We start from the raw sequence: 25,836 nt of genomic DNA on the forward strand, positions 1-25,836 counted from the left end.
AATCTCAGTCATCCCCCGATATAGGCTGCCAACTCGTCGGGCGTTCCCTTTGGAAAGGCGTCTCTCAGATAATCGAGGAAAGCGGAGACGCGCGCACTGAGCAATCGCCGCGAGGGATAGAGCGTCCATAGGGCGATGTCGGCTCCCTCGACGTCGCCCCATCGAACGAGCGTGCCGGCGGCAAGATCGTGGCTGACGAGCGACAGCGGCAGCCTTGCGGCACCGATACCGGCTCTCACGGCATCGCGAACCATCATCAGGGATGACAGTCGAAGCACGGGATCGATCGCGATGTGCGATGGGCCGCTTGGCCGTCTGATGTCCCAAACCGCAGCTTTGTCATCGCCGCGCACGATGGCCGGAACGGCGAGGTTTCCTCTCGGGTGCTTCAGAGCGGGGCTGGCGACGACCAGCATTCGGTCGCGCAAGAAGATGCGGCCGACCAGGCTTTCATCCGGATCGGGATTGACCCGGATCACGAGATCAAAGCCTTCCTCGATCATGTCGACGTAGCGGTCATCGGTCGTAACTTCGAGCCGGACCTGCGGATGTCGAAGGGCGAAGCCGGCCGCGAGACGGCCCATCGCGGTTTGCGAGAAGAGCAGGGGTGCGCTGATCCGCAGCCTGCCCTTTGGCTTGTCTCCGCCCGAGGCGATCGCGGCCGCGGTTTCGTCGAGCTCGGTGAGAAGTGCGCCCGTCCGTTCATAGAGCGCGCGCCCTTCCTGGGTGAGCTTGAGCGTGCGCCCGCCGCGCTCAAACAGACGCAGATCAAGACTGCTCTCCAGTTCGGACACACGTCGAGACAAGGTCGCTTTCGGACGTCCTGCTGCCCGCGCGGCCTTTCCGAACCCTCCGTGACGGGCGACGAGATTGAAATCGGCAAGCGCAAGCAAATCCATCTGTTCCACCAGTGAGACGGTCTGACCAAATATAGCGTCTATCGGCTCGCGTGTGGATCATTAGTTTCCGGGTGTCTTCCAAAACCCAACCGGAGTGATCCCATGACCATCCTCGTTACCGGCGCCACCGGCACCATCGGCCGCAACGTCGTCGAGCAACTCGTCAAGCACGGCGCCGATTTGCGCGCACTCGTCCGAAATCCCGAGAAGGCCAACCTTCCGGCAGGTGTCGCCGTCGCCCAAGGCGACTTGCTGGACGTCGATTCCGTGCGCGCTGCGTTTTCGGGCGTCTCGACACTGTTCCTGCTCAACGCCGTGGTGCCCGACGAATTCACTCAGGCGCTGACTGCGCTCAACCTTGCCCGCGAGGCCGGCATCGAGCGGTTCGTCTATCTGTCGGTCATTCACAGCGACCTCTACGTGAATGTGCCGCACTTCGCCGGCAAGTTCGGGGTCGAGCGCATGATCGAGCAGATGGGCTTCAAGGCGACCATCCTGCGGCCCGCCTATTTCATGAACAACGAGCTCATGATCAAGGATGCCGTGACCGGATATGGCGTCTACCCGATGCCGATCGGCAGCAAGGGGCTTGCGATGATCGACGCGCGCGACATCGGCGAGATCGCTGCGATCGAACTGATCCGCCGCGAGACATCCGCAGCGCCGCTTCCGCTCGAACGCATCAATCTTGTTGGCCCTGAGACACTCACTGGCGCGAAGGCCGCCGCGATCTGGTCGGAGGTGCTCGGCCGCGCGATCGCCTACGGCGGAGACGACACCGCGGGGTTCGAGAAGAACCTCAGGCAGTTCATGCCGCCCTGGATGGCTTTCGACATGCGGGTGATGGGCGAGCGTTTCCTCACCGAGGGAATGATCCCTGAGCCCGGCGACGTCGAGCGTCTGACCGGCATGCTGGGCCGTCCCTTGCGCTCCTATCGCGACTTCGTCGCCGAGATCGCGGCCCCCGTTTGAGGCTTGCCAGAGCAGAAGCGCAGGCGGGCTGGCTGCGCCGCTCGCTATTAATCATGTGGCGAGCGGCAATCTCGATCAGCGCGCATGCAGCAAGGCCAGCAGCACGACGACGGCGCAGGCGAGCGCCGCCGTTGTCAGCTTCCAGAACATCAGCGGGCTGCGCTCCAGGAGCGGTGTGATGCGCGTGTCGAGATAGGCCGGGTTGGGCGTGCGAAGCTCGAAGATGAATTCCGAGAGATCCTCGTGCCGCTTGTAGGGATCGGGATGGAGCGCGCGCCGGAGCGCGCCGTCGACCCAGGCGGGGACGTTGCGGTCATCGTCGGCGGCGCGATATTTAAGCTTTCGCACATCCGCCTTGCGCCGGATTTTGGCGATTTGGGTGCCGTAGGGCAGCTTTCCCGTCAGCATCTGGTAGCAGATCACGGCCAGAGAAAACATGTCGGAGCGCGGCGAGCCGCCTTGCCCCAGGAAATATTCCGGCGCCGTGTACTGGACGGTGCCCAGGATTTCGTCGGCCTCCCCTGGCGGCGCCGCCTCGGCCACGCCGGCGACCCTGACCGATCCGAAGTCGATGATCTTGGCGGTGCCGGTCTTGTCGATCAGGATGTTGTCGGGCCTGAGGTCTTGATGCAGCATCTCCATGCGATGGAAGGCGCGTAGGCCTGCAGCGATCTGCTCGATGAGGCCGCGCACGGTTTCGAGATCGGGCCGCGGATTGTCGGTCATCCACTGCTTCAAGGTCTGCCCCTCGACGAACTCGGTCGCGACGTAGAGATAGCCGCGTCGCCGCGACTGCGACAGCGGCTTGAGCACATGCGGGCTGTCGATCCGGCGTGCGATCCATTCTTCCATCAAGAAGCGCTTGAGATAGGCGGCGTTGTCGCGTAGGTCGACCGACGGCAGCTTGAGCGCGACCGGCTGCTCGGTCTCGGTGTCGACGGCGAGGTAGATATGGCTGCGGCTGCTGCCGTGGATCTCGCGGACGATCCGGTAGCCGTCGAAGATCGCCCGCGGCTCCGGCAGCGTCGGCAGCGGCAATTCCGAGCTCTGATTGAAGATGCCGGCCGGATCGCGCTGCGGCACCGCATCGATCCGCAGGATCTGCACGGTGATGTTGTCGTCGCTGCCGCGCCGATAGGCTTCCTCCACGATCGCCTTCGCCGCCCCGTCCAGCTCGGCTGCGTGCTCGTCGATTGCACTCGTGACGAAACGCGCATCGACGAACTCGTACGCACCGTCGGTTGCCAGCAGGAAGGTGTCGCCGGCCTCGATTTCGATCGCCTGATAGTCGATCTCGAGCTGCGGATTGATGCCGAGCGCGCGGCCGAGATAGGTCTGCTCGGACGAGACGATGATGCGGTGATCGTCGGTCAGTTGCTCCAGCGCCTTGCCGGCGACGCGATAGACGCGGCAATCGCCGACATGGAAGATGTGCGCGGTGGTTGCCTTGATGACCATGGCGCTGAGCGTGCAGACATAGCCCTTGTCGCGGTCATAGGCATATTGGCTCTTGCGCGTCTGCGCATGCAGCCAGGAATTGGTCGCCTCCAGCACGCGGCGGGCGGAGGTCTTCACCGTCCACGATTCCGACGTGCAGTAATAATCCATCAGGAAGCTCTTGACCGCCGACTCGCTGGCGATCTGGCTTACCGTGCTCGAGGAAATTCCGTCGGCGAGAACGGCCGCGATGCCCTTCAAGCTGAGCAGCGGCTCTTCCGGAATCAGGACGCCGTGAAAGTCCTGGTTGATGGGCTTGCGACCCTTGTCGGAATGCTGGCCGACCGAGATCTGGAGTCCGCGGGGCATCGTCATCACCGGGAGAGGGGAGCCTCACCGTGCTTGGGCGAGGCTCCCCTGTCGATACCTATTCGATCAGGCCGCGACGCGGGGCTTCGCGGGCTTCTCCGCCTGTCGCTTCGGCAGGGTCATGACGTGGGTGGCATAGAGGGTCATGCCGGTGAAGGCGAGGCCGCCGACGAGGTTGCCGAGCACGGTCGGGATCTCGTTCCAGATGAGATAATCCATGATCGAGAACTTCGCGCCGAGCAGCAGGCCCGACGGGAACAGGAACATGTTCACGACGGAATGCTCGAACACCATGTAGAAGAACACCAGGATCGGCATCCACATCGCGATGACCTTGCCGGGGACGGAAGTCGAGATCATGGCGCCGACGACGCCGGTCGAGACCATCCAGTTGCAGAGCATGCCGCGCAGGAACAGCGTCGCCATGCCGGCCGCACCGTGCGCGGCATAGCCAAGGGTTCGGCCCTCGCCAATATTGCCGATGGCGGCGCCGACCTTGTCGGGCGCCTGCGTGAAGCCGAAGGTCGTGACGAAGGCCATCATGAAGGCGACGGTGAAGGCGCCGGCGAAATTGCCGACGAAGACGAGACCCCAATTGCGCAGCACGCCGTTGAGCGTAACGCCCGGGCGCTTGTCGATCAGCGCGAGCGGCGAGAGCACGAACACGCCGGTCAGGAGGTCGAAGCCCAGGAGATAGAGCATGACGAAGCCGACCGGGAACAAGAGCGCGCCGACCAGCGGCTGGCCGGTGTTCACGGTGATCGTGACGGCAAACCAGGCTGCGAGGGCCAGGATCGCGCCGGCCATGTAGGCGCGGATAATGGTATCCCGGGTGGACATGAAGATCTTGGACTCGCCCGCATCCACCATCTTGGTGACGAATTCCGAAGGCGCGAGATACGACATCAATGGTTCCTTTGCTTCGTAAGTGAGATCGACACGCCCCCGACGAGGGCGCGGCTGAACGTCATCGGCCGTGCGGGCAGCCTGCCGCGCACGAGGGCTATGGAAAGTTTGGAAGCCTTGGGAATCGCGTCACGAGGACTCTGAAGCCGGAGACCGCGAAGCAGGTGAGCTTCCGGGATGCAGCCGCCAGAGGCTGCATCAATGCGGCCAAGCCGCAGTCGTCGTTGACGCAACCTTAGAAGCAATTTGTGTGCCGTGGCGCGTCGATCGAAAAAGCTAGCAAATTCAGCTAGATGTCAGCTGCAGGGGGATGATTGGCAGAACTGCGGCGCCTCTTGCTTGAGCGGCTGCACAACGTTTGTGCGACGCACAAGGATTGAGCAGATCGCAAACTTCGCGTGCGGAACAGGGCTGCGTTAGTCAGACGCGGAATTACCAAGCATATGATTATCCATCATTTTTGGCGGTGGCAGGCTTGGCATGAAGCTTGAATAGTTCCAGGCCGACGCCATTGAAGCCGTCCCGCGAGACTTCTCATCCGAATTGCTGACGCACCCAAACGGGGTCTCCCCGTCGCGCGTTCGCATGCGCCTTTTTCTGGCGTCACGGACGGACGGGCTGCTCGTGCGCACTGACGCAATCATTCCGCAACGACGCAAAAGGACGACACGACCTATGACCAAGCGCATTCGCCGGCCCTCCGAGACTGGCCTCAGCCGCCGTCAATTGTTGAAAGCCACCGGCTCGACCGCCGCACTGCTCGCCGCCGCCAAGCTGAATTTCCCCGCCGGCGCCTTCGCGCAGGACGCAGGCCCCGAGGTCAAGGGAGCCAAGCTCGGTTTCATTGCGCTCTCCGATGCCGGCCCGCTGTTCGTCGCCAAGGACAAGGGCCTGTTCGCCAAGCACGGCGTGCCCGACACCGACGTGCAGAAGCAGGCGTCCTGGGGCACCACGCGCGACAACCTCGTGCTCGGCTCCGAAGGCAACGGCATCGACGGCGCGCACATCCTCACCCCGATGCCGTACCTGATCTCGGCCGGCAAGGTGACGCAGAACAACCAGCCGACGCCGATGTACATCCTGGCGCGACTCAATCTCGATGCGCAGTGCATCTCGGTCGCCAAGGAATATGCCGACCTCAAGCTCGGCACCGATGCGGCGCCGTTCAAGGCGGCGCTTGAGAAGAAGAAGGCGTCCGGCAAGGCCGTGAAGGCTGCGATGACCTTCCCCGGCGGTACCCACGATCTGTGGATCCGCTACTGGCTCGCCGCCGGCGGCATCGATCCCGACAAGGACATCGAGACCATCGTGGTGCCGCCGCCGCAGATGGTGGCGAACATGAAGGTCGGCACCATGGACTGCTTCTGCGTCGGCGAGCCCTGGAATCTCCAGCTCATCCACCAGGGCATCGGCTACACCGCCGTCAACACCGGCGAGATCTGGAATAAGCATCCGGAGAAGTCCTTCGGCATGCGCGCGGCCTTCGTCGACAAATACCCGAAGGCCAGCAAGGCGATCCTGATGGCCGTGCTGGAAGCCCAGCAATGGGCCGACAAGGCGGAAAACAAGCAGGAGCTGGCCGCCATCATGGCCAAGCGGCAGTGGATCAACTGCCCGGTCGAGGACGTCTACGATCGCACCGCCGGCAAGTTCGACTATGGCATCCCCGGCAAGGTGGTCGAGAACTCGCCGCACGTCATGAAGTACTGGCGCGATCATGCCTCCTATCCGTTCCAGAGCCACGATCTCTGGTTCCTCACCGAGGACATCCGCTGGGGCAAGTATGAGCCGAACTTCGATACCAAGGCGCTGATTGCCAAGGTCAACCGCGAGGACATGTGGCGCGATGCGGCCAAGACCCTCGGCGTCGCCGCCGCCGACATTCCGGCCTCCGCCTCGCGCGGCAAGGAGACCTTCTTCGACGGCAAGGTGTTCGATCCTGAAAATCCGGCCGCCTATCTGAAGTCGCTCGCGATCAAGCGCGTCGAAGTCTGATGGAGCCCTGCGGCCGCCTTTAGGGGCGGCCGCATCGTCCCTGCCACGCCGGAGAGAGATAGCGATGAACATGACTGCCACGAAGATCGAGGTTGAGACCGCGACGCCTGCTGCAACGATTGCGCCGGTCGTCACGCTGACGCCGAAGCGTCCCCCGCGTACTGAGGCTTACGCACGCATGGCACGCGAGACCGCCGTGCGCGTGATCCCGCCGCTGGTCGTGATCGCTCTGCTGACGCTGGTGTGGGAGCTGGTCTGCCGCAGAGCCGGCTCGGCGCTGCCGCCGCCCTCAAAAGTGTTTGCGGATACCAAGGAGCTGATCTTCGATCCGTTCTTCGACCGTGGCGGCATCGACAAGGGCCTGTTCTGGCATCTGTCCGCCAGTCTCCAGCGCGTCGCCTTCGGCTATTCGCTCTCGGCCATCGCCGGCATCGCGCTCGGCGTGCTGGTCGGGCAGTCGGTCTGGGCGATGCGCGGGCTCGATCCGCTGTTCCAGGTGCTGCGCACGATTCCGCCGCTGGCTTGGCTGCCGCTCTCGCTCGCGGCCTTCCGCGACGGCCAGCCTAGCGCGATCTTCGTCATCTTCATCACCTCGATCTGGCCGATCATCATCAACACCGCGGTCGGCATCCGCAACATCCCGCAGGACTATCGCAACGTCGCCGCGGTGGTGCAGCTCAATCCGCTGGAATTCTTCGCCAAGATCATGATCCCGGCGGCGGCGCCCTACATCTTCACGGGCCTGCGCATCGGCATCGGCCTGTCGTGGCTCGCGATCGTCGCCGCCGAAATGCTGATCGGCGGCGTCGGCATCGGCTTCTTCATCTGGGACGCCTGGAACTCCTCGCATATCAGCGAGATCATCCTGGCGCTGTTCTATGTCGGCATCATCGGCTTCGTGCTTGACCGCCTGATCGCGGGGCTCGGCAAGGTCGTCACCCGCGGCACGGCGCAGAACTGAGGAGAGGGGACATGACCGCCTACCTGAAACTCGACCACATCGACAAGGTCTTCACCCGCGGCACCGCCACCACGGAGGTGCTCAAGGACATCAATCTGACGATCGAGAAAGGCGAATACGTCTCGATCATCGGCCATTCCGGCTGCGGCAAGTCGACCCTGCTCAACATCATCGCAGGGCTGACCGGCGCCACGATGGGGGGCGTGCTGCTGGAAAACCGCGAGGTGAACTCGCCAGGGCCCGATCGTGCCGTGGTGTTCCAGAACCACAGCCTGCTGCCGTGGCTGACCGTCTACGAAAACGTCAGGCTTGGCGTCGACAAGGTCTTCGCCAAGACCAAGTCCCGTGCCGAGCGCGACGCCTGGGTGATGCACAATCTCAACCTCGTGCAGATGGCCCATGCCAGGGACAAGCGTCCATCGGAGATCTCCGGCGGCATGAAGCAGCGCGTCGGCATCGCGCGGGCGCTGGCCATGGAGCCGAAGGTGCTGCTGCTCGACGAGCCGTTCGGCGCGCTCGACGCGCTGACCCGCGCCCACTTGCAGGACTCGGTGATGGCGCTGCATCAGAAGCTCGGCAACACCATCCTGATGATCACCCACGACGTCGATGAGGCCGTGCTGTTGTCCGACCGCATCGTGATGATGACCAACGGACCGAGCGCGCGCATCGGCGAGGTGCTGGAAGTGCCGCTGGCGCGGCCGCGCAAGCGGCTCGACCTCGCGACCAACGCCACATATCTGAAGTGTCGCCAGCGCGTGCTCGAATTCCTCTACGAGCGTCATCGCTTCGTCGAAGCCGCGTAAGTCACGCGTTCACGCGAGATCTGCCCGCGCCCAATTAATCGACATCAAGCTCAATCCTTGTGCGTCGCACAGGGATTGAGCGAAACGCAAATTTTGCGTGCGGAAAAGCCCTGCAAACAATTCGGGCAATACGAATAACATCCTGAAATCCCTGTGTTTCCCGTATGCGCGCAACTGGCACGGAAATTGAAACGTCTTTGCGCGACGCCAACGACGACGTCCCTCAACATCATCAATCAGCATCGTGATCTCGCCACCGGGGTGAAGCCTCGGAGCGCGCCTCCGTGACCGGAGGCAGAGCCTGCAACGACGCAGCGGTGAGCCTGGAAGGGATACGCAATGACGAAGAATCCGACCCTGAACTCCAGCTGGATTTCAGACTGGCGCCCCGAGGATGAGGCGTTCTGGAACAATACCGGCAAGTCGATCGCGCGGCGCAATCTGATCTGGTCCATCGTCGCCGAACATATCGGCTTCTCGGTCTGGTTGATCTGGAGCATCGTCACCACCAAGCTGCCGCAGGCCGGCTTCCACTACACCACCGACCAGCTGTTCCAGCTCGTCGCCGTGCCGGGCCTGATCGGCGCCTTCATGCGCTTTCCCTACACTTTCGCGGTGACGACGTTCGGCGGCCGCAACTGGACCATCTTCAGCGCGGCGATCCTGTTCATCCCGACCTTGTCGCTCGCCTATTTCGTCAGCCAGCCCGACACGCCGTTCTGGCTCATGCTGCTGGTCGCCTCGACCGCGGGTCTCGGCGGCGGCAATTTCGCCTCCAGCATGACCAACATCTCCTTCTTCTTTCCCGACCGGATGAAGGGATGGGCGCTCGGCCTCAACGCGGCCGGCGGCAATATCGGTGTCTCCAGCGTGCAGCTCCTGACCCCGATCCTGATGACGCTCGCCGTCTTCAACCTGTATCAGGCGACGCCCGTCGACGGCATCTTCCTGCAGAATGCCGGCCTAATGTGGGTGCTGCCGATCGCAATCGCGGTGTTCGGCGCGGTGTTCTTCATGAACAACCTCACCACGGCGAAATCGTCGGTGAAGAACCAGCTCGCGATCGTCAAGCGCAAGCACACCTGGATCATGGCGTATCTTTATATCGGCACGTTCGGGTCCTTCATCGGCTATTCGGCGGCGTTTCCGCTGCTGCTCAAGACGCAGTTCCCCACCGTGACGATCTCGATCGCCTTCCTCGGCCCCCTGGTCGGCTCGCTGTCGCGTCCGCTCGGCGGTTGGCTCGCAGACCGGGTCGGCGGCTCCATCATCACGTTCTGGAATTTCATCGTGATGGCGGGCGCCACGGTCGGCGCGCTCTATTTCGTCGGACACAAGGATTTCATCGGCTTCCTGTCGATGTTCCTGATCCTGTTCGTGACGACGGGCATCGGCAACGGCTCGACCTACCGCATGATCCCCTCGATCTTCCGCGAGGAGAACCTGTTCAAGGTGCGCGGCAAGGGCGATGCGGCACGCAGCGCTGCCCTGAAGACCGCGAGCATCGAGAGCGGCGCGGCGGTCGGCTTCATCGGCGCGGTCGGTGCCGTCGGCGGCTATCTGATCCCGAGCGGCTTCGGCAAGTCGATCGCCATGACCGGCGGGCCGCAGCTCGCGCTCGTGGTCTATCTCGCCTTCTACGCCTCCTGCCTCGCTCTGACCTGGTGGTTCTACCTGCGTCGCAGCCCGCAGGGCGAAGGCGCGCCAAGCCTCGCCGAGGCGCGTGTGTGAGCACGACAAACTGGCACGAATGTCGCTTCTCCCCGTACGCGGGGAGAAGTCTCTCTGATGACGTTTGATCCATGAACTTTGTCCGCAATGGCGCGGACGAAGGCAGACCGAAACAGACAGGAGAACATTATGACGCCCGAGCAGATTACTCTCATTCAGCAGAGCTTCGCCAAGGTCGCCCCGATTTCGGAAGCCGCCGCGGTGCTGTTCTACGACCGCCTGTTCGAGGTGGCGCCGTCCGTGCGCGCGATGTTTCCCGAGGACATGACCGAGCAGCGCAAGAAGCTGATAGGCATGCTCGCCGCCGTGGTCGGCGGCCTGTCGAACCTGGAATCGATTCTTCCCGCGGCCTCCGCGCTCGCCAAGCGTCACGTCGACTATGGCGCCAAGGCCGAGCACTACCCCGTGGTCGGCGCGACCTTGCTGTGGACCCTCGAGAAGGGCCTTGGCGAAGCCTGGACGCCTGAACTCGCCGCAGCCTGGACCGACGCCTATGGCGTGCTGTCCGGCTACATGATGTCCGAGGCCTACGGCGCGCAAGCGCAGGCCGCCGAATAGGAGATGCGTTGTGAGTGAACCGCTGGTCATCGTCGGCAACGGTATGGCGGCCGCGCGTCTGGTCGACGAGCTCGCCAAGACCGCGCTCGGCCGCTATGCGGTCGCCGTGATCGGCGAAGAGCCGCGGCTCGCTTACAATCGCGTGCTCCTCTCCTCCGTGCTGGCGGGCGAGACCGGCGCGCACGAGATCGAGCTGCGGCCGGCCGGTTGGTGGCGAGACCGCGGCGTCACGGTGCGCTACGGCTATCGCGTCAGCGAGATCGATGTCGGCCGCCGTGAGCTCAAGATCGCGGGCGAGGAGAGCATGGAATATTCCAAGCTCGTGCTCGCCACGGGATCGACGCCGCTGCGGCTCAACGTGCCAGGCGCCGATCTTGCCGGCGTGCACACGTTTCGCGACACCCGCGACGTCGACCTGCTGCTGACACTGGCCGCGGCCAGGAAGCGCGTCGTCGTGGTCGGCGGCGGCCTGCTCGGGCTGGAAGCGGCCTACGGTCTCGCCAAGGCCGGCGCGCCGGTGACGCTGCTGCATCTGATGGATCGACTGATGGAGCGTCAGCTCGACGCGCCCGCGGCCGACCTGCTCAAGACGCTGGTCGAGCGCAAGGGTATCCGCGTCATGCTCAATGCCGCGACGGCCCGCATCCACGGCGAGGGCCACGTCCAGGCCGTCGAGCTGGCCGATGGCAGCCGCATCGAGGCCGATGCGGTGATCTTCGCCGCCGGCATCAAGCCGAACGTCGCGCTGGCGAAGGAGGCGGGGATCGCGGTCAACCGCGGCGTCGTCGTCAACGACGTGATGCAGACCTCCGCGTCCGATATCTTTGCGCTTGGCGAATGCGCCGAGCATCGCGGCACCTGCTATGGCTTGGTCGAGCCCGCCTACGAGCAGGCGCGCGTGCTGGCGCGGCATCTGGCCGGCCGGCCCGCCGCCTATCAGGGCAGCGTGGTCTCGACCAATCTGAAGGTCTCCGGCGTCAGCGTGTTCTCCGCTGGCGACTTCATGGGCGGGGAGGGCAGCGAGAGCCTCGTGCTGTCGGATCGCAGGCGCGGCACTTACAAGAAGCTCGTCATCGCCGACGGTCGGCTCACCGGGGCGGTGCTGATCGGCGATACGATCGATGCGCTCTGGTACCTCGAGCTGATCCGCAATCGCGACAAGGTCGCTTCGATCCGCACCGACATGATGTTCGGCCGCGCGCTGGCGCAGCCTTCGAAAGCGGCGTGATATGACGGCGATCGATCCAAATCTCCGCACCACCAAGACCACCTGTCCCTATTGCGGCGTCGGCTGCGGCGTGCTCGCAACGCCCGACGGCAAGGGTGGTGCAGCAATCGCGGGCGACCCCGATCATCCCGCCAATTTCGGCCGGCTGTGCTCGAAGGGCTCGGCGCTGGGCGAGACCGTCGGCCTGGAAGGGCGGCTGCTCTATCCCATGATCCGCTGCAAGGGCGTGCTGGAGCGCGTTGCCTGGAGCGATGCGCTGGACCACGTCGCCCACCGCATGCAGCACATCGTGGCGCGCGATGGTGCCGACGCGGTCGCGTTCTATCTCTCCGGCCAGCTCCTCACCGAAGACTATTACGTCGCCAACAAGCTGATGAAGGGGTTTGTCGGCACCGCCAATGTCGACACCAATTCCCGGCTCTGCATGTCGTCCTCGGTTGCGGGCCATCGCCGCGCTTTCGGCGCCGACACGGTGCCTGGCTGCTATGAGGATCTCGACCAGGCCGATCTGCTCGTCTTCGTCGGCTCGAACGCGGCCTGGTGTCATCCGGTGCTGTTCCAGCGCATGCTGAAGAACAGGCAGGAGCGCGGCGCCCGCATGATCGTGATCGATCCGCGCCGCACCGATACCGCCAGCGATGTCGACCTGTTCCTCGGCCTCAAGCCCGGCACCGACACCGCGCTGTTCTCCGGCCTGTTCGTGCATCTCGCCGACAATGGCGTGCTGGACCAGGATTACATCGCGCAGAACACGTCTGGCTTCGATGATGCGCTGGCGCGCGCGCGCAGCATCGCCGGCAGCGTCACCGCGACCGCGCTCGCCACGGGCCTCTCCGAGCAGGACGTCGCCGCCTTCTTCAGGATGTTCCGCGACACCGAGAAGGTCGTCACGCTGTATTCGCAAGGGGTCAACCAGTCGGCGCAGGGCACCGACAAGGTCAACGCCATCCTGAACTGCCATCTCGCCACGGGCCGCATCGGCAAGCCGGGCGCCTCGCCGTTCTCGCTGACCGGCCAGCCCAACGCGATGGGCGGCCGCGAGGTCGGCGGCCTCGCTAACATGCTCGCCGCCCATATGGGCTTTACGCCGCCCGACATCGACCGTGTCAGGCGGTTCTGGAAGGCGCCGCGCATCGCCACCCATGAAGGCCTGAAGGCGGTGCAGCTGTTCGAGGCCATCAACCGCGGCGAGGTCAAGGCGCTCTGGGTGATGGGCACCAATCCCGCGGTGTCGCTGCCCGATGCCGACATGGTGCGCGATGCCCTGAAGAAGCTCGAGCTGTTCGTGGTGTCCGAGAACGTGCTCTCCAACGACACCGTCGCGGCCGGCCCGCACGTGCTGCTGCCGGCGCTGGCCTGGGGCGAGAAGTCGGGCACGGTGACCAATTCCGAGCGGCGCATCTCGCGCCAGCGCGCGTTCCTGCCGGCGCCGGGGGAAGCGCGTCCTGACTGGTGGATCCTGAGCGAGACTGCAAAGCGTCTCGGCTTCGGCGACAGCTTCAACTACAAATCGGCCGCCGATATCTTCCGCGAGCATGCCGCGCTCTCGGCATTCGAGAACAATGGCAGCCGCGATTTCGACATCGGCGCGCTGACCTCGCTGTCGGACGAAGCCTTCGATGGTTTGAAGCCGGTGCAATGGCCGGCGCGCGAAGGCGGGACGCCCGGCGAGCGCTTCTTCGCTGCTGGCGGCTTCTTCACCAATGACGGCAAGGGCCGCTTCGTTGCGCCGGAGGTGCCGGCGCTGCGCGGCGAGACCGGTCCGTCGCACCCCTTAAGGCTCAACACCGGGCGCATCCGCGACCAGTGGCACACCATGACGCGCACCGGCCTGAGCCAGCGCCTGGGCGCGCATCTGCCTGAGCCTTTCGTCGAGATCCATCCCGACGACGCCGGCAAATACGGCATCGTCCATGACGGCTATGCCCGCATCACCACCGATTACGGCCAGTGCATCCTGAAAGTCGTCGTCAGCGAGTGGCAGCAGCGCGGCACCCTGTTCGTGCCGATCCACTGGAGCGCGATGAACGCCTCGCACGGCCGCATCGGGGCGATGGTCGCACCGTTCACCGATCCGTTCTCGGGGCAGCCGGAAGCCAAGGCGACGCCGGCCGCGATCGCGCCTTACGAATTTGTCTTCCGCGGCTTTGCATTGTCGCGCAAGCCGCTCGATCTGCCGCAGAACCTGTTGTGGACGCGCGTGACCGTCAGCGGCGGCTTCGGCTATCTTTTCGCCGACAACGCGGATCTCGCCCGCTGGCCCGCCTGGCTCGAGAGCGTCGCCGGCGAGGACGTTGCCGAATATCGCGATTTCGGCGGCGGGGTTTTTCGCGCAGCTTCGTTCGCAGGCGATCGCATCGAGACCTGCCTGTTCGTCGGCCCCGCGCATGATGCCGGCGACTGGGAGGTGGTGAAGAGTCTGTTCGCGGCCGATCAGGTCAGCGACGAGCAGCGCCGCATGCTGCTGTCGGGCAGGTCAAGCGAAGGCGCGGCCTCGACCGGCCCCATCGTCTGCGCCTGCTTCGGCGTCGGCCGCGGCACCATCTGCGACAGCATCGCCAGCGGCGCGCGCACCGCCGCCGACATCGGCGCCAAGCTCAAGGCCGGCACCAATTGCGGCTCCTGCATCCCCGAGCTGAAACGCCTGATTGCGATGACGGAAGTGCCTGCACAGCAGGCGAAGGTCGCGAGCGCGGCGGGATAGGTCTCGTAGGGTGGGTTAGCGCAGCGTAACCCACCACTCTTCGTCAATGCGGAAGCGAAAGAGAGGGGTTACGCCAAGGGACTGCGCTTCGCGCAGCCCCGGGGCTAACCCACCCTACGCAGCGCCCGCACCATTGCAATGTGGACCACCCCAATCGACGCGCCGGCTAATGTGCCGTATGGTGCCGCGCTCCTTTCAACATCCACAACAACCATGATGTACCTGGAAACGCCGCCGCGCCTGATCGAGACCAGGCTGTTCACCGCCATGCCCGAAAAGTTTCGCCGCAAGGGCGTGCGAACCGATTGGGCCGACGCCAATCGGCCGAACATACCGACCGAGAGCTTCATCGAGGGGCCGTCATTCGACAAGGACGGTAATCTCTATATCGTCGACATTCCGTTCGGCCGCATCTTTCGCATCGCGCCCCATGGCGAATGGTCGCTCGTGATCGAATATGAGGGCTGGCCGAACGGGCTGAAGATCGCATCCGACGGACGCATTCTGGTCGCCGACTACAGGCATGGCATCATGGAGCTCGATGCCGAAGCCGGCCGCGTCAAGCCGGTCGTGACCGGGCGCAATTCGGAATCGTTCCGCGGCTGCAACGATCTGCATCTCGCCTCAAACGGCGATATCTATTTCACCGATCAGGGCCAGACCGGCCTGCACGATCCAAGTGGCCGGGTCTATCGGCTGGGATCGAACGGCCGGCTCGACTGCCTGCTCGACACCGGCATCAGTCCGAACGGCCTGGTGCTCGACCCAGCCGAAACCGTGCTGTTCGTCGCGATGACGCGCGACAACGCGGTGTGGCGGCTGCCGTTCATGAAGGACGGCAGCGTGTCCAAGGTCGGCCGCTTCTGCTCGCTGTTCGGCACCAGCGGCCCCGACGGCTTGACCATGGATGCCAAGGGCCGCCTGTTCGTCGGCCACCCCTCGCTCGGCCACGTCTTCGTGTTCGCGCCGAACGGGGAACTGATCGCGCGCATCAAATCGTGCGCGGGACCGAACTGCACCAATGTCGCGATCGGTGGCGAAAACAAGGATCGGCTCTATATCACGGAGTCGTCGTCCGGCAGCGTGCTGGTGGCCGAAATCGGCGGATTGTAGCGCTGACGTTTCGCCTCTCCCCGCTTGCGGGGAGAGGCCGACGCGCAAAGCGCGGCGGGTGAGGGGGCCTCCGCGAGTCTCTTTGCTATCGAGTTTGCGGAAGCAGCCCCTCACCCCGACCCTCTCCCCGTAAGAACGGGGAGAGGGAAAAATAACAGCGGAGATCGGAGCGACCATGAACAAGAAACCCTTCGGCGAGATCGGCGCCAGCGTCTCCGTCATCGGGCAGGGCACCTGGTATCTCGACCACGGCGACCGCAAGCGCGCGATCGCGGCGCTGCAGCGCGGGCTCGATCTTGGCATGACCCACATCGACACCGCCGAGATGTACGGCGATGCCGAGCTCGTCATTGCGGATGCGATCGCAGGCCGGCGCGATGAAGTGTTCCTCGTTTCGAAAGTGCTGCCCAGCAACGCCTCGCGCCGCGGCACCATCACCGCCTGCGAGCGCTCGCTGAAGCGGCTGAAGACCGACCGGCTCGACTGTTATCTGTTGCACTGGCGCGGCTCCTATCCGCTGGAGGACACCGTCGCTGCGTTCGAGGAGCTGGTGCAATCAGGCAAGATCAAGTCCTGGGGCGTCTCCAATTTCGATGCCGACGATCTCGATGAGATTCTCGACGTCTCCGGCGAGGGGCGGATCGCCTGCAACCAGGTGCTCTACCACCTGAAAGAACGCGCGATCGAGCATGCGGTGATCCCGTGGTGTGAACGGCATAATGTTGCCGTCGTTGCCTACTCCCCTTTCGGCCACGACGATTTCCCCGCAGGCAGCAGCAAGGGCGGCGCCGTGCTGGCGCGCATCGCGGAGGCGCGACGTGCGACGCCGCGTCAGGTTGCGCTGAGCTTTCTCACCCGTGCGACTACGGTGTTCGCCATTCCGAAGGCCTCGTCTGCGGAACATGCCGGCGAGAATGCGGCAGCAGGCGACCTCGTGCTGACGAAGGACGAGATTGCGGCGCTCGACGCGGTGTTTCCGCGCGGGCCGAAGCCGCGCGGCCTGCCCATGCTGTAGTGCACAACGGGCAAGATTAACGGAGCATTGACGCGCGCGGCGGCTCGCGCATATCGGCATCCTGTTTTCGGAAGTTGTGAATGCGGAGCAGATGTCGTTTTTTACGGCTGTTCTCGATTCGCATTTTGCCCGGGTTCCAGCCGTGACACCGCCGCCCGCCGCAGCCGCAAGGCTCGACAGTATTCCCATGCCCGTTCCGGAGAAGAAGCAGCAGGCTCGCCGCGCGCCTGCGCGCGTCGATCATCCCTTCAAGGGCATTGCGCTGGTGTTGCTCTCGACGATCTTCCTCGGCTGCTCCGACGTCACCGCGAAATATCTGTCGACCAGCCTGCCTTCGATCGAGATCACCTGGATCCGCTTCGTCACGTTCGCGCTGCTATTCACGCCCGTGATGCTGCCGGGCTCGCCACTGCATGCGATGCGCACCGAGCGGCTCGGTCTGCAATTGATGCGCGGCGCCGCACTGCTCGGCTCGTCGCTGTTTTTCATCACCGGGCTTGCATTTCTGCCCATCGCCGAAGCCTCCGCCACCGGCTTCGTCTCGCCGCTATTCGTCACCGCGCTGTCGATCATCTTCCTGAGCGAGAAGGTCGGCATGCGCCGCTGGATCGCGACCGCGATCGGCCTGACGGGCGTTCTGATCATCCTGAGGCCCGGCACGAGCGCGTTCCATGCCGCCGCATTCTTCCCGATCATCTCGGCGTTCTGCTGGGCCGCCGCGCTGATCCTGACGCGGATGATGAGCGGTCGCGAAGCGGTGCTCACCACCATGGCCTATTCCGCGCTGACCGGCGTTGCGATCCTCAGCGTCATGGTGCCGTTCGTCTGGGTCACGCCGAGCTGGACCGCGATCGGGCTGGGCATCGTGATCGGCGTCGCCTCGACCGTGGGCCAGTGGATCATCGTGCTGGCCTATCGCTACGGCGATGCCTCGGTGCTGGCGCCGTTCTCCTATACGCAGTTGCTCTGGGTCAGCATTCTGGGCTTCTTCATCTTCGGCGAGGTCCCGGATATCTGGACGGTCGTCGGCGCCGCCTTCATCGTCGCCAGCGGTCTTTATATCGCCCATCGCGAGCGGGTGCGCCGCGCCCAGCTGCTGGTGCTGGAAGAGCGGTCCCCGAACCCCTGACGCAAGTTTGCACGTCCTGCTTCGTGCTATCACTCGCTCCAAAGGGGAGGAGCCGGATGCGCGCCGCGATTTTCAGGAACGGTGAGATTGTCGTAGGTCGGATGGCCGAGCCGACGCCGGGCCCCGGCCAGGTTCTGGTCAAGACGCTCGCCTGCGGCATCTGCGGCTCCGACCTGCACGCGCGCCAGCACGCCCATCGCATGGTGGAGATGGCGCGGAAGACCGGGCGCAAGCCGATGGACCTCAGCCGCGACGTCGTGTTCGGCCACGAATTCTGCTGTGAGATCGTCGATTACGGCCCCGGCACATCGCGCAAGCTGAAGCCGGGAACCCAGGTCTGCTCGCTTCCCGCGCTGGTGACGCCGCAGGGCATCGAAGGGATCGGCTACTCCAACGACAATATCGGCGGCTATGCCGAGGCGATGCTGCTGAGCGAAGCGCTGCTGCTCGAAGTACCCAACGGCCTCGCGCCGGAGCATGCCGCGCTGACCGAGCCGCTCGCCGTCGGCGTTCATGCCGTCGCCAAAGCCAATATCCGTGGCGGCGAGGTACCGCTCGTGATCGGCTGCGGCCCGGTCGGACTCGCGGTGATCGCCGCGCTGAAGCTCAAACGGCTGCATCCGATCGTCGCGGCCGACTATTCGCCGGCGCGGCGCGCGCTCGCCGCAAAACTCGGTGCCGACATCGTCGTCGATCCCCGAACGTCGCAGCCTTACGCGACCTGGGCCGAGCACGCGCAGATGTCGGAGGCCGAGAAGGCGGCGCGGCCGCCGTTCCAGGCCATGCTGCCCGCGTTGAAGCCCGCGATCATCTTCGAATGCGTCGGCGTGCCCGGCCTGTTGCAACAGGTGTTCGAGGGTGCCCCGCGCGATGCGCGCATCGTCGTGGTCGGCGTCTGCATGGAGAGCGACAGAAGCGAGCCCATGCTCGGCATCATGAAGGAGCTCAACGTCCAATACGTGCTCGGCTACACCCCGGAGGAGTTTGCTGCGTCGCTGCGCCTGATCGCCGAAGGGCAGGTGGACGCGGCCGCGATGGTAACCGCCGAAGTCGGCCTCGACGGCGTCGCCAAGGCCTTTGCCGATCTCGCCAACCCCGAAGCCCACACCAAGATCATCGTGCAGCCGTGGCGGTAGGAGTGTCAGTATTTCGCCGGCACGTACATCTCTGGCGGGACCGGGCCTCGCTGATAGTCGGGATGTCGCACGCGCGGCGGCAGCGTCACCGGAGCCCGCACGACCTCCTGGTACGGGATCTGAGTCAATAGGTGTGCGATGCAGTTGAGCCGGGCGCGCTTCTTGTCCACGGCATCGACGATCCACCACGGGCTATCCGGCAGATGCGTGTGCTCCAGCATCGTCTCTTTGGCCTTGGTGTACGCCTCCCAGCGACTGCGGGACTCGACGTCCATCGGGCTCAGCTTCCACTGCTTCAGGGGATCCTTGATGCGCATGGTGAATCGGAATTGCTGCTCGTCGTCGGTAATCGAAAACCAGTACTTGACGAGGATGATGCCGGATCGGATCAGCATGCGCTCGAATTCCGGCACGGTCTTGAAGAACTCCTGGTACTCCGCCTCCGAGCAGAAGCCCATCACGCGCTCGACGCCGGCGCGGTTGTACCAGCTTCGGTCGAATAGCACGATCTCGCCGCCGGCCGGCAGGTGCGCGACGTAGCGCTGGAAATACCATTGCGTACGCTCGCGCTCGTTCGGCGCGGGGAGCGCCGCGACGCGGCAGATACGCGGATTGAGCCGTTGCGTGATGCGCTTGATCACGCCGCCCTTGCCGGCGGCATCGCGGCCCTCGAACAGCACCACGACCTTCTTCCTCTCGCTCTGCACCCAGTCCTGGAGCTTGATCAACTCGCCCTGGAGGCGAAGCAGTTCCCGGAAATAGAGCCTGCGATCGACCGTCGGTTTCAGCGTTCCGGTCTCGTCGAGGAGCTCGTCGAGACGGGCATCATCCAGCTCCATCTCAAGTTCCTCGTCGAGATCGTCGGCCATTTCCTGGATGATGCGCTCGCGCTTGGATATCTCGGATTTGCGATCGGCTGCGGTCATGGGTTCTTCTCTCGGCTCGGATACCAGCACAACGACCATCGGCGGGGTTTGTTGCGCCCATGTGACAACATGCAATCCGGCGGACGCTTGGTCACACCGGCAGCGCGATCGAATATTTCACCTGGCTGAGCGCAAAGCTGGACTCGATCGAGGCAATGCCGTCAAGCCGGGTCAGCTTGGTCTTCAGGAACGTCTCGTAGGAGGCGAGGTCGGCGGCGACGACGCGGAGCAGATAATCGCGGTTCCCGGTCATCAGATAGCATTCCAGCACCTCGTCCCATTTCGAGATGGCGCGGGCAAAGCGGTTGAGATCCTCCTCCTTCTGCCGTGCCAGCTTGATCGAGATGAACACGCTGACATGCAGTCCCAGCGCCTTCTGGTCGACGGTCGCGACATAGCGCGAGATGACGCCGCGCTCCTCCAGGAGCTTGACGCGGCGATGGCAGGGCGAGACCGAGAGCCCGACCTTGTCGGCGAGCTCCTGCATGGTCAGGCGGCTGTCGTTCTGAAGATGGCTGAGGATCTTGCGGTCGATGGCGTCGAGCTCGGGCATTGGGATGAAACCTGCATTTTGTCCGCTGCGTTGGTAAAGTATCCCAATATCGGCGGGGATGGCGCGAAAAATTGAGAAGTTTGACGCACCGCGCAGGCGTATGATCGGTGCATATTTCCCGGAGCATCGCCATGCCCGTTGACCGCGCCCGTCTCGACATCCTGACCGCCCTCAGCCGCAAGGCGCTGTGGCTGTCGTCCTGGACCATCCACCACGCCAACCACATCCGCTCTAATGCGGATGGCCTCAAGGTCGGCGGCCACCAGGCCTCGTCCGCCTCGCTAGCCACCATCATGTCGGCGCTGTACTTCCACGTGCTGCGCCCTGAGGACCGCGTCGCGGTGAAGCCGCATGCGAGCCCGGTGTTCCACGCCATCCAGTATTTGTTCGGCCGGCAGAGCCGCGAGAAGCTGGAGAATTTTCGCGGCTTCAAGGGCGCGCAGTCCTATCCCTCGCGCACTAAGGACGTCGACGACGTCGACTTCTCCACCGGCTCGGTCGGCCTCGGCGTCGCGCAGACGCTGTTCTCTTCGCTGGTGCAGGATTACGTCAAGGCGCATGGCTGGATGAAGGATCGCCGCGAGGGGCGGATGATCGCGCTCGTCGGCGACGCCGAGATGGACGAAGGCAACATCTTCGAGGCGCTCGCGGAGGGCTGGAAGCACGGCCTGCGCAACACCTGGTGGGTGGTCGACTATAACAGGCAGTCGCTCGATGCCGTCGTGCGCGAAGGTCTCTGGGAAAAGTTCGAGACCATGTTCCGCAATTTCGGCTGGGACGTCGTCATCGTGAAATACGGCCGCCTGATGCGCGAGGCCTTCGCCGAGCCCGGCGGCGAGGCGCTGAAGACGTGGATCGACAATTGCCCGAATGCGCTCTACGCGGCGCTGTGCTTCCAGGGCGGCGCGGCCTTCCGAAAACATCTGCATGACGAGATCGGCGACCAGGGCCCGATCACAAAACTGATCGACAAGCGCAGCGACGAGGAGCTGCTGGCGCTGATGTCGAATCTTGGCGGCCACGACATGGCGAGCATGCTGGAGGCGTTCGATTCCATCGACCACGACCGCCCCGTCTGCTTCATCGCCTACACGATCAAGGGCGTCGGCTTGCCGTTCCAGGGCCACAAGGACAACCACGCCGGCCTGATGACGGTTGCGCAGATGGAGAAATATCGCGACAGCCAGAACATCCGGCCCGGACACGAATGGGACAAGTTCGAAGGGCTGCCGCAGGATGCAGCCGAGCTCGAGGCCTTCCTCGCGCGGGTGCCGTTCAATCAGGATGGCCGCCGGTTCACGGCGCCCGTCGTCGAGGTGCCGCAACAGCTCGCCTTCAAGCCGTCGCCGCAGATGTCGACCCAGCAGGGCTTTGGCCTCGTGCTGAACGAGATCGCGCGCAGCGACAGCGAGCTCGCCAGGCGCATCGTCACGACCTCGCCGGACGTCACCGTCTCCACCAATCTTGGCCCCTGGGTCAACCGCCGCGGCCTGTTCGCGCGGGCCGAGAAGGCGGACTTGTTCCGCAGCGAGAAAATTCCTTCGACCTACAATTGGGACGCTTCGCCAAAGGGCCAGCATCTGGAGCTCGGCATCGCCGAGATGAACCTGTTCATCATGCTCTCGGCGCTCGGCCTGTCGCACCAGATTAACGGCGAGCGGCTCTTGCCGGTCGGCACGCTCTACGATCCCTTCATCGAGCGCGGCCTCGATGCGCTGAACTACGCCTGCTACCAGGACGCGCGCTTCATGGTGGCGGCGACGCCGTCCGGCATCACGCTCGCGCCCGAAGGCGGCGCGCATCAGTCGATCGCAACGCCCTTGATCGGCATGGCGCAGGACGGCCTAGCCTCGTTCGAGCCGGCCTTCGTCGACGAGCTCGCCGTGATCATGGCTTTCGGCTTCGAGCACATGCAGCGCGAACCGGGCGAGGGCGGTTCGGTCTATTTGCGCCTCTCCACACGCGCCATCGAGCAGGCGCAGCGGATCATGACACCGGAGCTGCGACAGGGCATCACCGACGGCGCCTATTGGCTGCGCAAGCCGGGCCCGAATGCCGAGGTCGTGATCGCCTATACCGGCGCGGTCGCGCCCGAAGCGATCGAGGCGACCGGCTTCATCGGCGAGAGCCGCCGTGACGTCGGCCTGCTCGCGATCACTTCGGCCGACCGTCTGCATTCGGGGTGGACCGCCGCGCGGAAATTGCGGCGCGACCGCCGCGGCGTGCAGCATCTCAGCCACATCGAAAAGCTGCTCGCGCCGCTGCCGCGCGACTGCGGCATCGTGACCGTGATTGACGGCCATCCGTCTGCGCTCGGCTGGCTCGGCAGCGTCCGTGGCCATCGCGCCGAGGCGCTCGGTGTCGAGCAGTTCGGCCAGACCGGCAGCATCGCGGACCTTTATCGGCACTATGGCATCGACGCCAACGCCATCATCGATGCGGCCGAAAGCCTCACCACCGGCGGGCCGGTGCTGCATCGGAAGATGGCGGTGTAGCGGAGGTAACTGCCTCGTCATTCCGGGGCGACGCGAAGCATCGAACCCAGAATCTGGAGATTCCGGGTTCGATGCTTCGCGTCGCCCCGGAATGACGCCGTCGTCCACCTTGCCTCGTTCCCGCCATCGGCTCATATAACCTCCGCTCGCCGCAACGCTGGCCCCGCATATGGCGGGTTCAATTGCCGGCGCTTTCGTGCAAGGATGCCTGCCGAAACGCCCCCTCCAAGCCCCCAAGAAGAGGTTAACGATGGTCAATCGCATGCAATTCTACATCGACGGCGCCTGGGTCGACCCCGCCGTCAAGAAGTCCACCGCCGTGATCAATCCGGCGACGGAAGAGGCGATGTACGAGGTTGCGCTAGGCTCCAATGCCGACGTCGACAAGGCGGTTGCCGCCGCCAAGCGCGCTTTCGAGACCTTCTCCCAGACCAGCCGCGAAGAGCGCGTCGCGCTGCTCAGCAAGGTCATCGAGGTCTACAAGGGCCGCCTCAAGGAGATCGGCGCCGCCGTCTCCGACGAGATGGGCGCACCGCTGCCGATGGCGGAGAAGCTGCAGGCCGGCGCCGGCCTCGGCCATCTCATGACCACGCTCGACGTGCTCAAGAACTATCATTTCGAGGAGCCGGTCGGCACCGCCATGGTGCTGCGCGAGCCGATCGGCGTGGTCGGCATGATCACGCCCTGGAACTGGCCGCTGAACCAGATCGCCTGCAAAGTCGCGCCCGCGCTCGCCGCCGGCTGCACCATGATCCTGAAGCCATCTGAGTTCACGCCGACCTCGGCGCTGATCTTCGCGGAGATCCTTCATGAAGCCGGCGTGCCCAAGGGCGTGTTCAACCTCGTCAACGGCCTCGGCCCCGAGGTCGGCGCCGCCATGAGCGAGCACCCTGATATCGACATGATCTCCTTCACCGGCTCGACCCGCGCCGGCATCGACGTTGCGAAGCGCGCAGCGCCCACCGTGAAGCGCGTCAGCCAGGAGCTCGGCGGCAAGTCGCCGAACGTCATCCTCGAAGGCGCCGACCTCACCAAGGCGGTGACCGGCGGCGTGATGCACATGTTCAACAATTCCGGCCAGTCCTGCAACGCGCCCTCGCGCATGATCGTGCCGCTGTCGAAGATGAAGGAAGTCGCCGCGATCGCCAAGGCCGTCGCCGACAAGACCAAGGCCGGCGATCCCCGCGCCGAAGGCACCACCATCGGCCCGGTCGTCAATCGCGGTCAGTGGGACAAGATCCAGGGCCTGATCAAGAAGGGCATCGACGAGGGCGCAACGCTCGTCGCCGGCGGTCCTGGCCTGCCCGAAGGCGTCAACAAGGGCTTCTATGTCCGTCCGACCATCTTCGCCGACGTCACGCCTGACATGACGATCGCGCGCGAAGAGATCTTCGGGCCGGTGCTGACCATCATCGGCGCCAAGGACGAAGCCGACGCGGTCAAGATCGCCAATGATACGCCGTATGGCCTCGCGGGCTACGTCACGGGTGCGACGGTCGAGGACGCCAAGCGCGTCGGCCGCCAGATCCGCGCCGGCAACATCAACCTGCAGGGCGTACCCAACGACCGCACCGCGCCGTTCGGCGGCTACAAGCAGTCCGGTAACGGCCGCGAGTGGGGCAAGTTCGGCCTCGAGGACTTCCTCGAAGTGAAGGCCGTCGCCGGCTTCAACGCGGCGTAAGTTCTATCGTCTGAGTAAGCAAGACGCCGGAGCGGGCACCGCTCCGGCGTTTCTCTTGTAGCCCGCATGGAGCGAAGCGTAATGCGGGACCGGCCCCGGATTGCGCTTCGCTCCATCCGGGCTACGAAGTCTCTCCGCCGTCATTGCGAGCGTAGCGAAGCAATCCAGAATCTTTCCGCGGTGACAGTCTGGATTGCTTCGTCGCAAGAGCTCCTCGCAATGACGAAGGAGAAAGACGCGCCTATCCCCCCACCGCGCCCTGCGTGTTCACATACAACGCATAGATCGACTGGCTCGCGGCCATGAACAGGCGGTTGCGCTTGACGCCGCCGAAGCAGACATTGGCGCAGCGCTCGGGCAGGGCGATGCGGCCGATCATGACACCGTCGGGTGCGAACACCACCACGCCGTCGAGCTCGGGATCGCCCATGCCCCAGCCGCACCAGAGATTGCCGTCGATGTCGCAGCGCATGCCGTCGGGCGTGCCCGGCCCGGCATCGATATGGACGCGCTTGTTCGAGATCGTGGTGCCCTCGGGCGAAACGTCGTAAGCGAGGATCTTGCGGTTGGGCACGCCTCGCGATTCCACGACATAGAGGATCTTCTCGTCCGGTGAGAAGCACAGGCCGTTCGGTCCGAGCACGCCTTCGGCGACGATGGTCGCCTTGCCGGTATCGGGATCAAGCCGATAGACGTTGGGCTCGATCTCGGGCTCGGCCTTGTAGCCCTCGTAATTGCCGAGCAGGCCGAAGGTCGGATCGGTGAACCAGATCGAGCCGTCCGATTTGACAACGACATCGTTCGGCGAGTTCAACCGCTTGCCGTTGAATTGATCCATCAGCACGGTGATGCTGCCGTCATACTCGGTGCGCACCACGCGCCGGCCGCCGTGCTCGCAGGTGATCAGCCGGCCTTGCCGGTCGCGCGTGTTGCCGTTGGCAAAATTCGAGGGCTTGCGGAACACGCTGACCGCACCGGTCTCTTCCTCCCACTTGAGGATGCGCTGGTTCGGGATGTCGCTGCACAGGAGATAACGCCCATCGCCGAACCACACCGGCCCCTCGGCCCAGCGCAGGCCGGTCGCCAGCCGCTCCACCGCCGAAAGCTTCAGCCAGTATTTTTCGAAGCGGGGATCGAGCGCTTTGATCGCGGGATCGGGGTAATAGGTCGCCGGCCGCCAGCCTGGCCGTTCCTCCGTGTGGGACGATGCCTCATTCATGCC

The 25,836-nt window shown here is 64.5% G+C and carries 21 protein-coding genes; 14 read left to right on the forward strand and 7 right to left on the reverse strand.

Annotation, left to right across the window (positions count from 1 at the left end; translation table 11 throughout):
• Window positions 1-8: 8 nt before the first annotated feature.
• Entirely contained in the window at window positions 9-899 is an 891-nt protein-coding gene (locus tag I6F36_RS15715; protein WP_225139620.1) for a LysR family transcriptional regulator, read from the reverse strand.
• Window positions 900-1,001: 102 nt separating this feature from the next.
• Between I6F36_RS15715 and I6F36_RS15720 the strand changes: the two genes are divergently transcribed.
• Window positions 1,002-1,871, forward strand: a complete 870-nt coding sequence (locus I6F36_RS15720) for an SDR family oxidoreductase (protein WP_225171718.1) — start codon at window positions 1,002-1,004, stop codon at window positions 1,869-1,871.
• A gap of 75 nt (window positions 1,872-1,946) precedes the next feature.
• Here the strand turns inward: I6F36_RS15720 and I6F36_RS15725 are convergent, their stop codons facing one another.
• Complete coding sequence (locus I6F36_RS15725; protein WP_225127416.1) at window positions 1,947-3,683, reverse strand: bifunctional protein-serine/threonine kinase/phosphatase; 1,737 nt, start codon at window positions 3,681-3,683, stop codon at window positions 1,947-1,949.
• Between the two features lie 60 nt (window positions 3,684-3,743).
• The gene (locus tag I6F36_RS15730; RefSeq protein ID WP_036004575.1) at window positions 3,744-4,583 is read right to left on the reverse strand and encodes a formate/nitrite transporter family protein; all 840 of its coding nucleotides are present in this window, start codon (window positions 4,581-4,583) and stop codon (window positions 3,744-3,746) included.
• Window positions 4,584-5,258: 675 nt separating this feature from the next.
• Between I6F36_RS15730 and I6F36_RS15735 the strand changes: the two genes are divergently transcribed.
• The 3 genes from I6F36_RS15735 to I6F36_RS15745 all read left to right on the forward strand — a co-directional run bounded on the left by I6F36_RS15735 (window position 5,259) and on the right by I6F36_RS15745 (window position 8,345).
• Window positions 5,259-6,578, forward strand: a complete 1,320-nt coding sequence (locus tag I6F36_RS15735; RefSeq protein ID WP_036025871.1) for a CmpA/NrtA family ABC transporter substrate-binding protein — start codon at window positions 5,259-5,261, stop codon at window positions 6,576-6,578.
• 64 nt (window positions 6,579-6,642) lie between these two features.
• The gene (gene ntrB, locus I6F36_RS15740; RefSeq protein ID WP_074447510.1) at window positions 6,643-7,539 is read left to right on the forward strand and encodes a nitrate ABC transporter permease; all 897 of its coding nucleotides are present in this window, start codon (window positions 6,643-6,645) and stop codon (window positions 7,537-7,539) included.
• Between the two features lie 11 nt (window positions 7,540-7,550).
• Window positions 7,551-8,345: an ABC transporter ATP-binding protein gene (locus tag I6F36_RS15745; RefSeq protein WP_036004558.1), complete on the forward strand. Its 795-nt coding sequence runs from the start codon at window positions 7,551-7,553 to the stop codon at window positions 8,343-8,345.
• 9 nt (window positions 8,346-8,354) lie between these two features.
• Here I6F36_RS15745 and I6F36_RS15750 read toward each other — a convergent pair whose 3' ends face one another.
• On the reverse strand, window positions 8,355-8,588 hold the full coding sequence (locus tag I6F36_RS15750) for a hypothetical protein (protein ID WP_141697547.1): 234 nt from the start codon (window positions 8,586-8,588) through the stop codon (window positions 8,355-8,357).
• Window positions 8,589-8,684: 96 nt separating this feature from the next.
• Between I6F36_RS15750 and I6F36_RS15755 the strand changes: the two genes are divergently transcribed.
• From I6F36_RS15755 to I6F36_RS15790, 8 genes are all read left to right on the forward strand, one after another.
• The gene (locus I6F36_RS15755; protein WP_036025866.1) at window positions 8,685-10,076 is read left to right on the forward strand and encodes an MFS transporter; all 1,392 of its coding nucleotides are present in this window, start codon (window positions 8,685-8,687) and stop codon (window positions 10,074-10,076) included.
• 129 nt (window positions 10,077-10,205) lie between these two features.
• Window positions 10,206-10,634: a globin family protein gene (locus I6F36_RS15760; RefSeq protein ID WP_225171719.1), complete on the forward strand. Its 429-nt coding sequence runs from the start codon at window positions 10,206-10,208 to the stop codon at window positions 10,632-10,634.
• Between the two features lie 10 nt (window positions 10,635-10,644).
• Entirely contained in the window at window positions 10,645-11,862 is a 1,218-nt protein-coding gene (locus tag I6F36_RS15765) for an FAD-dependent oxidoreductase (protein WP_225171720.1), read from the forward strand.
• Between the two features lies 1 nt (window position 11,863).
• Entirely contained in the window at window positions 11,864-14,566 is a 2,703-nt protein-coding gene (locus I6F36_RS15770) for a nitrate reductase (protein WP_225171721.1), read from the forward strand.
• 216 nt (window positions 14,567-14,782) lie between these two features.
• On the forward strand, window positions 14,783-15,679 hold the full coding sequence (locus I6F36_RS15775) for an SMP-30/gluconolactonase/LRE family protein (protein ID WP_225127605.1): 897 nt from the start codon (window positions 14,783-14,785) through the stop codon (window positions 15,677-15,679).
• A 175-nt stretch (window positions 15,680-15,854) separates the two neighbouring features.
• A complete protein-coding gene (locus I6F36_RS15780; protein WP_225127411.1) occupies window positions 15,855-16,694 on the forward strand; it encodes an aldo/keto reductase in 840 nt (279 codons plus the stop codon).
• A gap of 187 nt (window positions 16,695-16,881) precedes the next feature.
• Window positions 16,882-17,823 carry a DMT family transporter gene (locus I6F36_RS15785; RefSeq protein WP_057027221.1) on the forward strand — a complete coding sequence of 314 codons (942 nt, stop codon included), beginning with the start codon at window positions 16,882-16,884 and terminating at the stop codon, window positions 17,821-17,823.
• A 56-nt stretch (window positions 17,824-17,879) separates the two neighbouring features.
• On the forward strand, window positions 17,880-18,959 hold the full coding sequence (locus I6F36_RS15790; protein ID WP_225123688.1) for a zinc-binding dehydrogenase: 1,080 nt from the start codon (window positions 17,880-17,882) through the stop codon (window positions 18,957-18,959).
• A 5-nt stretch (window positions 18,960-18,964) separates the two neighbouring features.
• Here I6F36_RS15790 and ppk2 read toward each other — a convergent pair whose 3' ends face one another.
• On the reverse strand, window positions 18,965-19,885 hold the full coding sequence (gene ppk2, locus I6F36_RS15795) for a polyphosphate kinase 2 (RefSeq protein ID WP_036037707.1): 921 nt from the start codon (window positions 19,883-19,885) through the stop codon (window positions 18,965-18,967).
• A gap of 91 nt (window positions 19,886-19,976) precedes the next feature.
• On the reverse strand, window positions 19,977-20,438 hold the full coding sequence (locus tag I6F36_RS15800) for an Lrp/AsnC family transcriptional regulator (RefSeq protein WP_027571162.1): 462 nt from the start codon (window positions 20,436-20,438) through the stop codon (window positions 19,977-19,979).
• 131 nt (window positions 20,439-20,569) lie between these two features.
• Between I6F36_RS15800 and I6F36_RS15805 the strand changes: the two genes are divergently transcribed.
• On the forward strand, window positions 20,570-22,933 hold the full coding sequence (locus I6F36_RS15805) for a transketolase (protein WP_225127410.1): 2,364 nt from the start codon (window positions 20,570-20,572) through the stop codon (window positions 22,931-22,933).
• A gap of 250 nt (window positions 22,934-23,183) precedes the next feature.
• Window positions 23,184-24,614: an aldehyde dehydrogenase family protein gene (locus I6F36_RS15810; protein ID WP_225171722.1), complete on the forward strand. Its 1,431-nt coding sequence runs from the start codon at window positions 23,184-23,186 to the stop codon at window positions 24,612-24,614.
• Window positions 24,615-24,855: 241 nt separating this feature from the next.
• On the opposite strand, the gene I6F36_RS15815 is transcribed toward I6F36_RS15810, so the two are convergent.
• Window positions 24,856-25,833, reverse strand: coding sequence for an SMP-30/gluconolactonase/LRE family protein (locus tag I6F36_RS15815; protein WP_225127408.1), 978 nt, complete (start codon window positions 25,831-25,833; stop codon window positions 24,856-24,858).
• Between the last annotated feature and the right edge of the window lie 3 nt (window positions 25,834-25,836).

Origin of the sequence: Bradyrhizobium sp. BRP19, from assembly GCF_020194195.1 — a bacterium.
GTDB classification, from domain to species: Bacteria; Pseudomonadota; Alphaproteobacteria; order Rhizobiales; family Xanthobacteraceae; genus Bradyrhizobium; species Bradyrhizobium yuanmingense.

Excerpts from the sequence above, each read along its gene's own strand:
- I6F36_RS15715 (WP_225139620.1), bottom strand. The coding sequence starts at position 899 with ATGGATTTGCTTGCGCTTGCCGATTTCAATCTCGTCGCCCGTCACGGA.
- I6F36_RS15720 (WP_225171718.1), top strand. The coding sequence starts at position 1,002 with ATGACCATCCTCGTTACCGGCGCCACCGGCACCATCGGCCGCAACGTC.
- I6F36_RS15725 (WP_225127416.1), bottom strand. The coding sequence starts at position 3,683 with ATGACGATGCCCCGCGGACTCCAGATCTCGGTCGGCCAGCATTCCGAC.
- I6F36_RS15730 (WP_036004575.1), bottom strand. The coding sequence starts at position 4,583 with ATGTCGTATCTCGCGCCTTCGGAATTCGTCACCAAGATGGTGGATGCG.
- I6F36_RS15735 (WP_036025871.1), top strand. The coding sequence starts at position 5,259 with ATGACCAAGCGCATTCGCCGGCCCTCCGAGACTGGCCTCAGCCGCCGT.
- ntrB (WP_074447510.1), top strand. The coding sequence starts at position 6,643 with ATGAACATGACTGCCACGAAGATCGAGGTTGAGACCGCGACGCCTGCT.
- I6F36_RS15745 (WP_036004558.1), top strand. The coding sequence starts at position 7,551 with ATGACCGCCTACCTGAAACTCGACCACATCGACAAGGTCTTCACCCGC.
- I6F36_RS15750 (WP_141697547.1), bottom strand. The coding sequence starts at position 8,588 with ATGCTGATTGATGATGTTGAGGGACGTCGTCGTTGGCGTCGCGCAAAG.
- I6F36_RS15755 (WP_036025866.1), top strand. The coding sequence starts at position 8,685 with ATGACGAAGAATCCGACCCTGAACTCCAGCTGGATTTCAGACTGGCGC.
- I6F36_RS15760 (WP_225171719.1), top strand. The coding sequence starts at position 10,206 with ATGACGCCCGAGCAGATTACTCTCATTCAGCAGAGCTTCGCCAAGGTC.
- I6F36_RS15770 (WP_225171721.1), top strand. The coding sequence starts at position 11,864 with ATGACGGCGATCGATCCAAATCTCCGCACCACCAAGACCACCTGTCCC.
- I6F36_RS15775 (WP_225127605.1), top strand. The coding sequence starts at position 14,783 with ATGTACCTGGAAACGCCGCCGCGCCTGATCGAGACCAGGCTGTTCACC.
- I6F36_RS15780 (WP_225127411.1), top strand. The coding sequence starts at position 15,855 with ATGAACAAGAAACCCTTCGGCGAGATCGGCGCCAGCGTCTCCGTCATC.
- I6F36_RS15785 (WP_057027221.1), top strand. The coding sequence starts at position 16,882 with ATGCCCGTTCCGGAGAAGAAGCAGCAGGCTCGCCGCGCGCCTGCGCGC.
- I6F36_RS15790 (WP_225123688.1), top strand. The coding sequence starts at position 17,880 with ATGCGCGCCGCGATTTTCAGGAACGGTGAGATTGTCGTAGGTCGGATG.
- ppk2 (WP_036037707.1), bottom strand. The coding sequence starts at position 19,885 with ATGACCGCAGCCGATCGCAAATCCGAGATATCCAAGCGCGAGCGCATC.
- I6F36_RS15800 (WP_027571162.1), bottom strand. The coding sequence starts at position 20,438 with ATGCCCGAGCTCGACGCCATCGACCGCAAGATCCTCAGCCATCTTCAG.
- I6F36_RS15805 (WP_225127410.1), top strand. The coding sequence starts at position 20,570 with ATGCCCGTTGACCGCGCCCGTCTCGACATCCTGACCGCCCTCAGCCGC.
- I6F36_RS15810 (WP_225171722.1), top strand. The coding sequence starts at position 23,184 with ATGGTCAATCGCATGCAATTCTACATCGACGGCGCCTGGGTCGACCCC.
- I6F36_RS15815 (WP_225127408.1), bottom strand. The coding sequence starts at position 25,833 with ATGAATGAGGCATCGTCCCACACGGAGGAACGGCCAGGCTGGCGGCCG.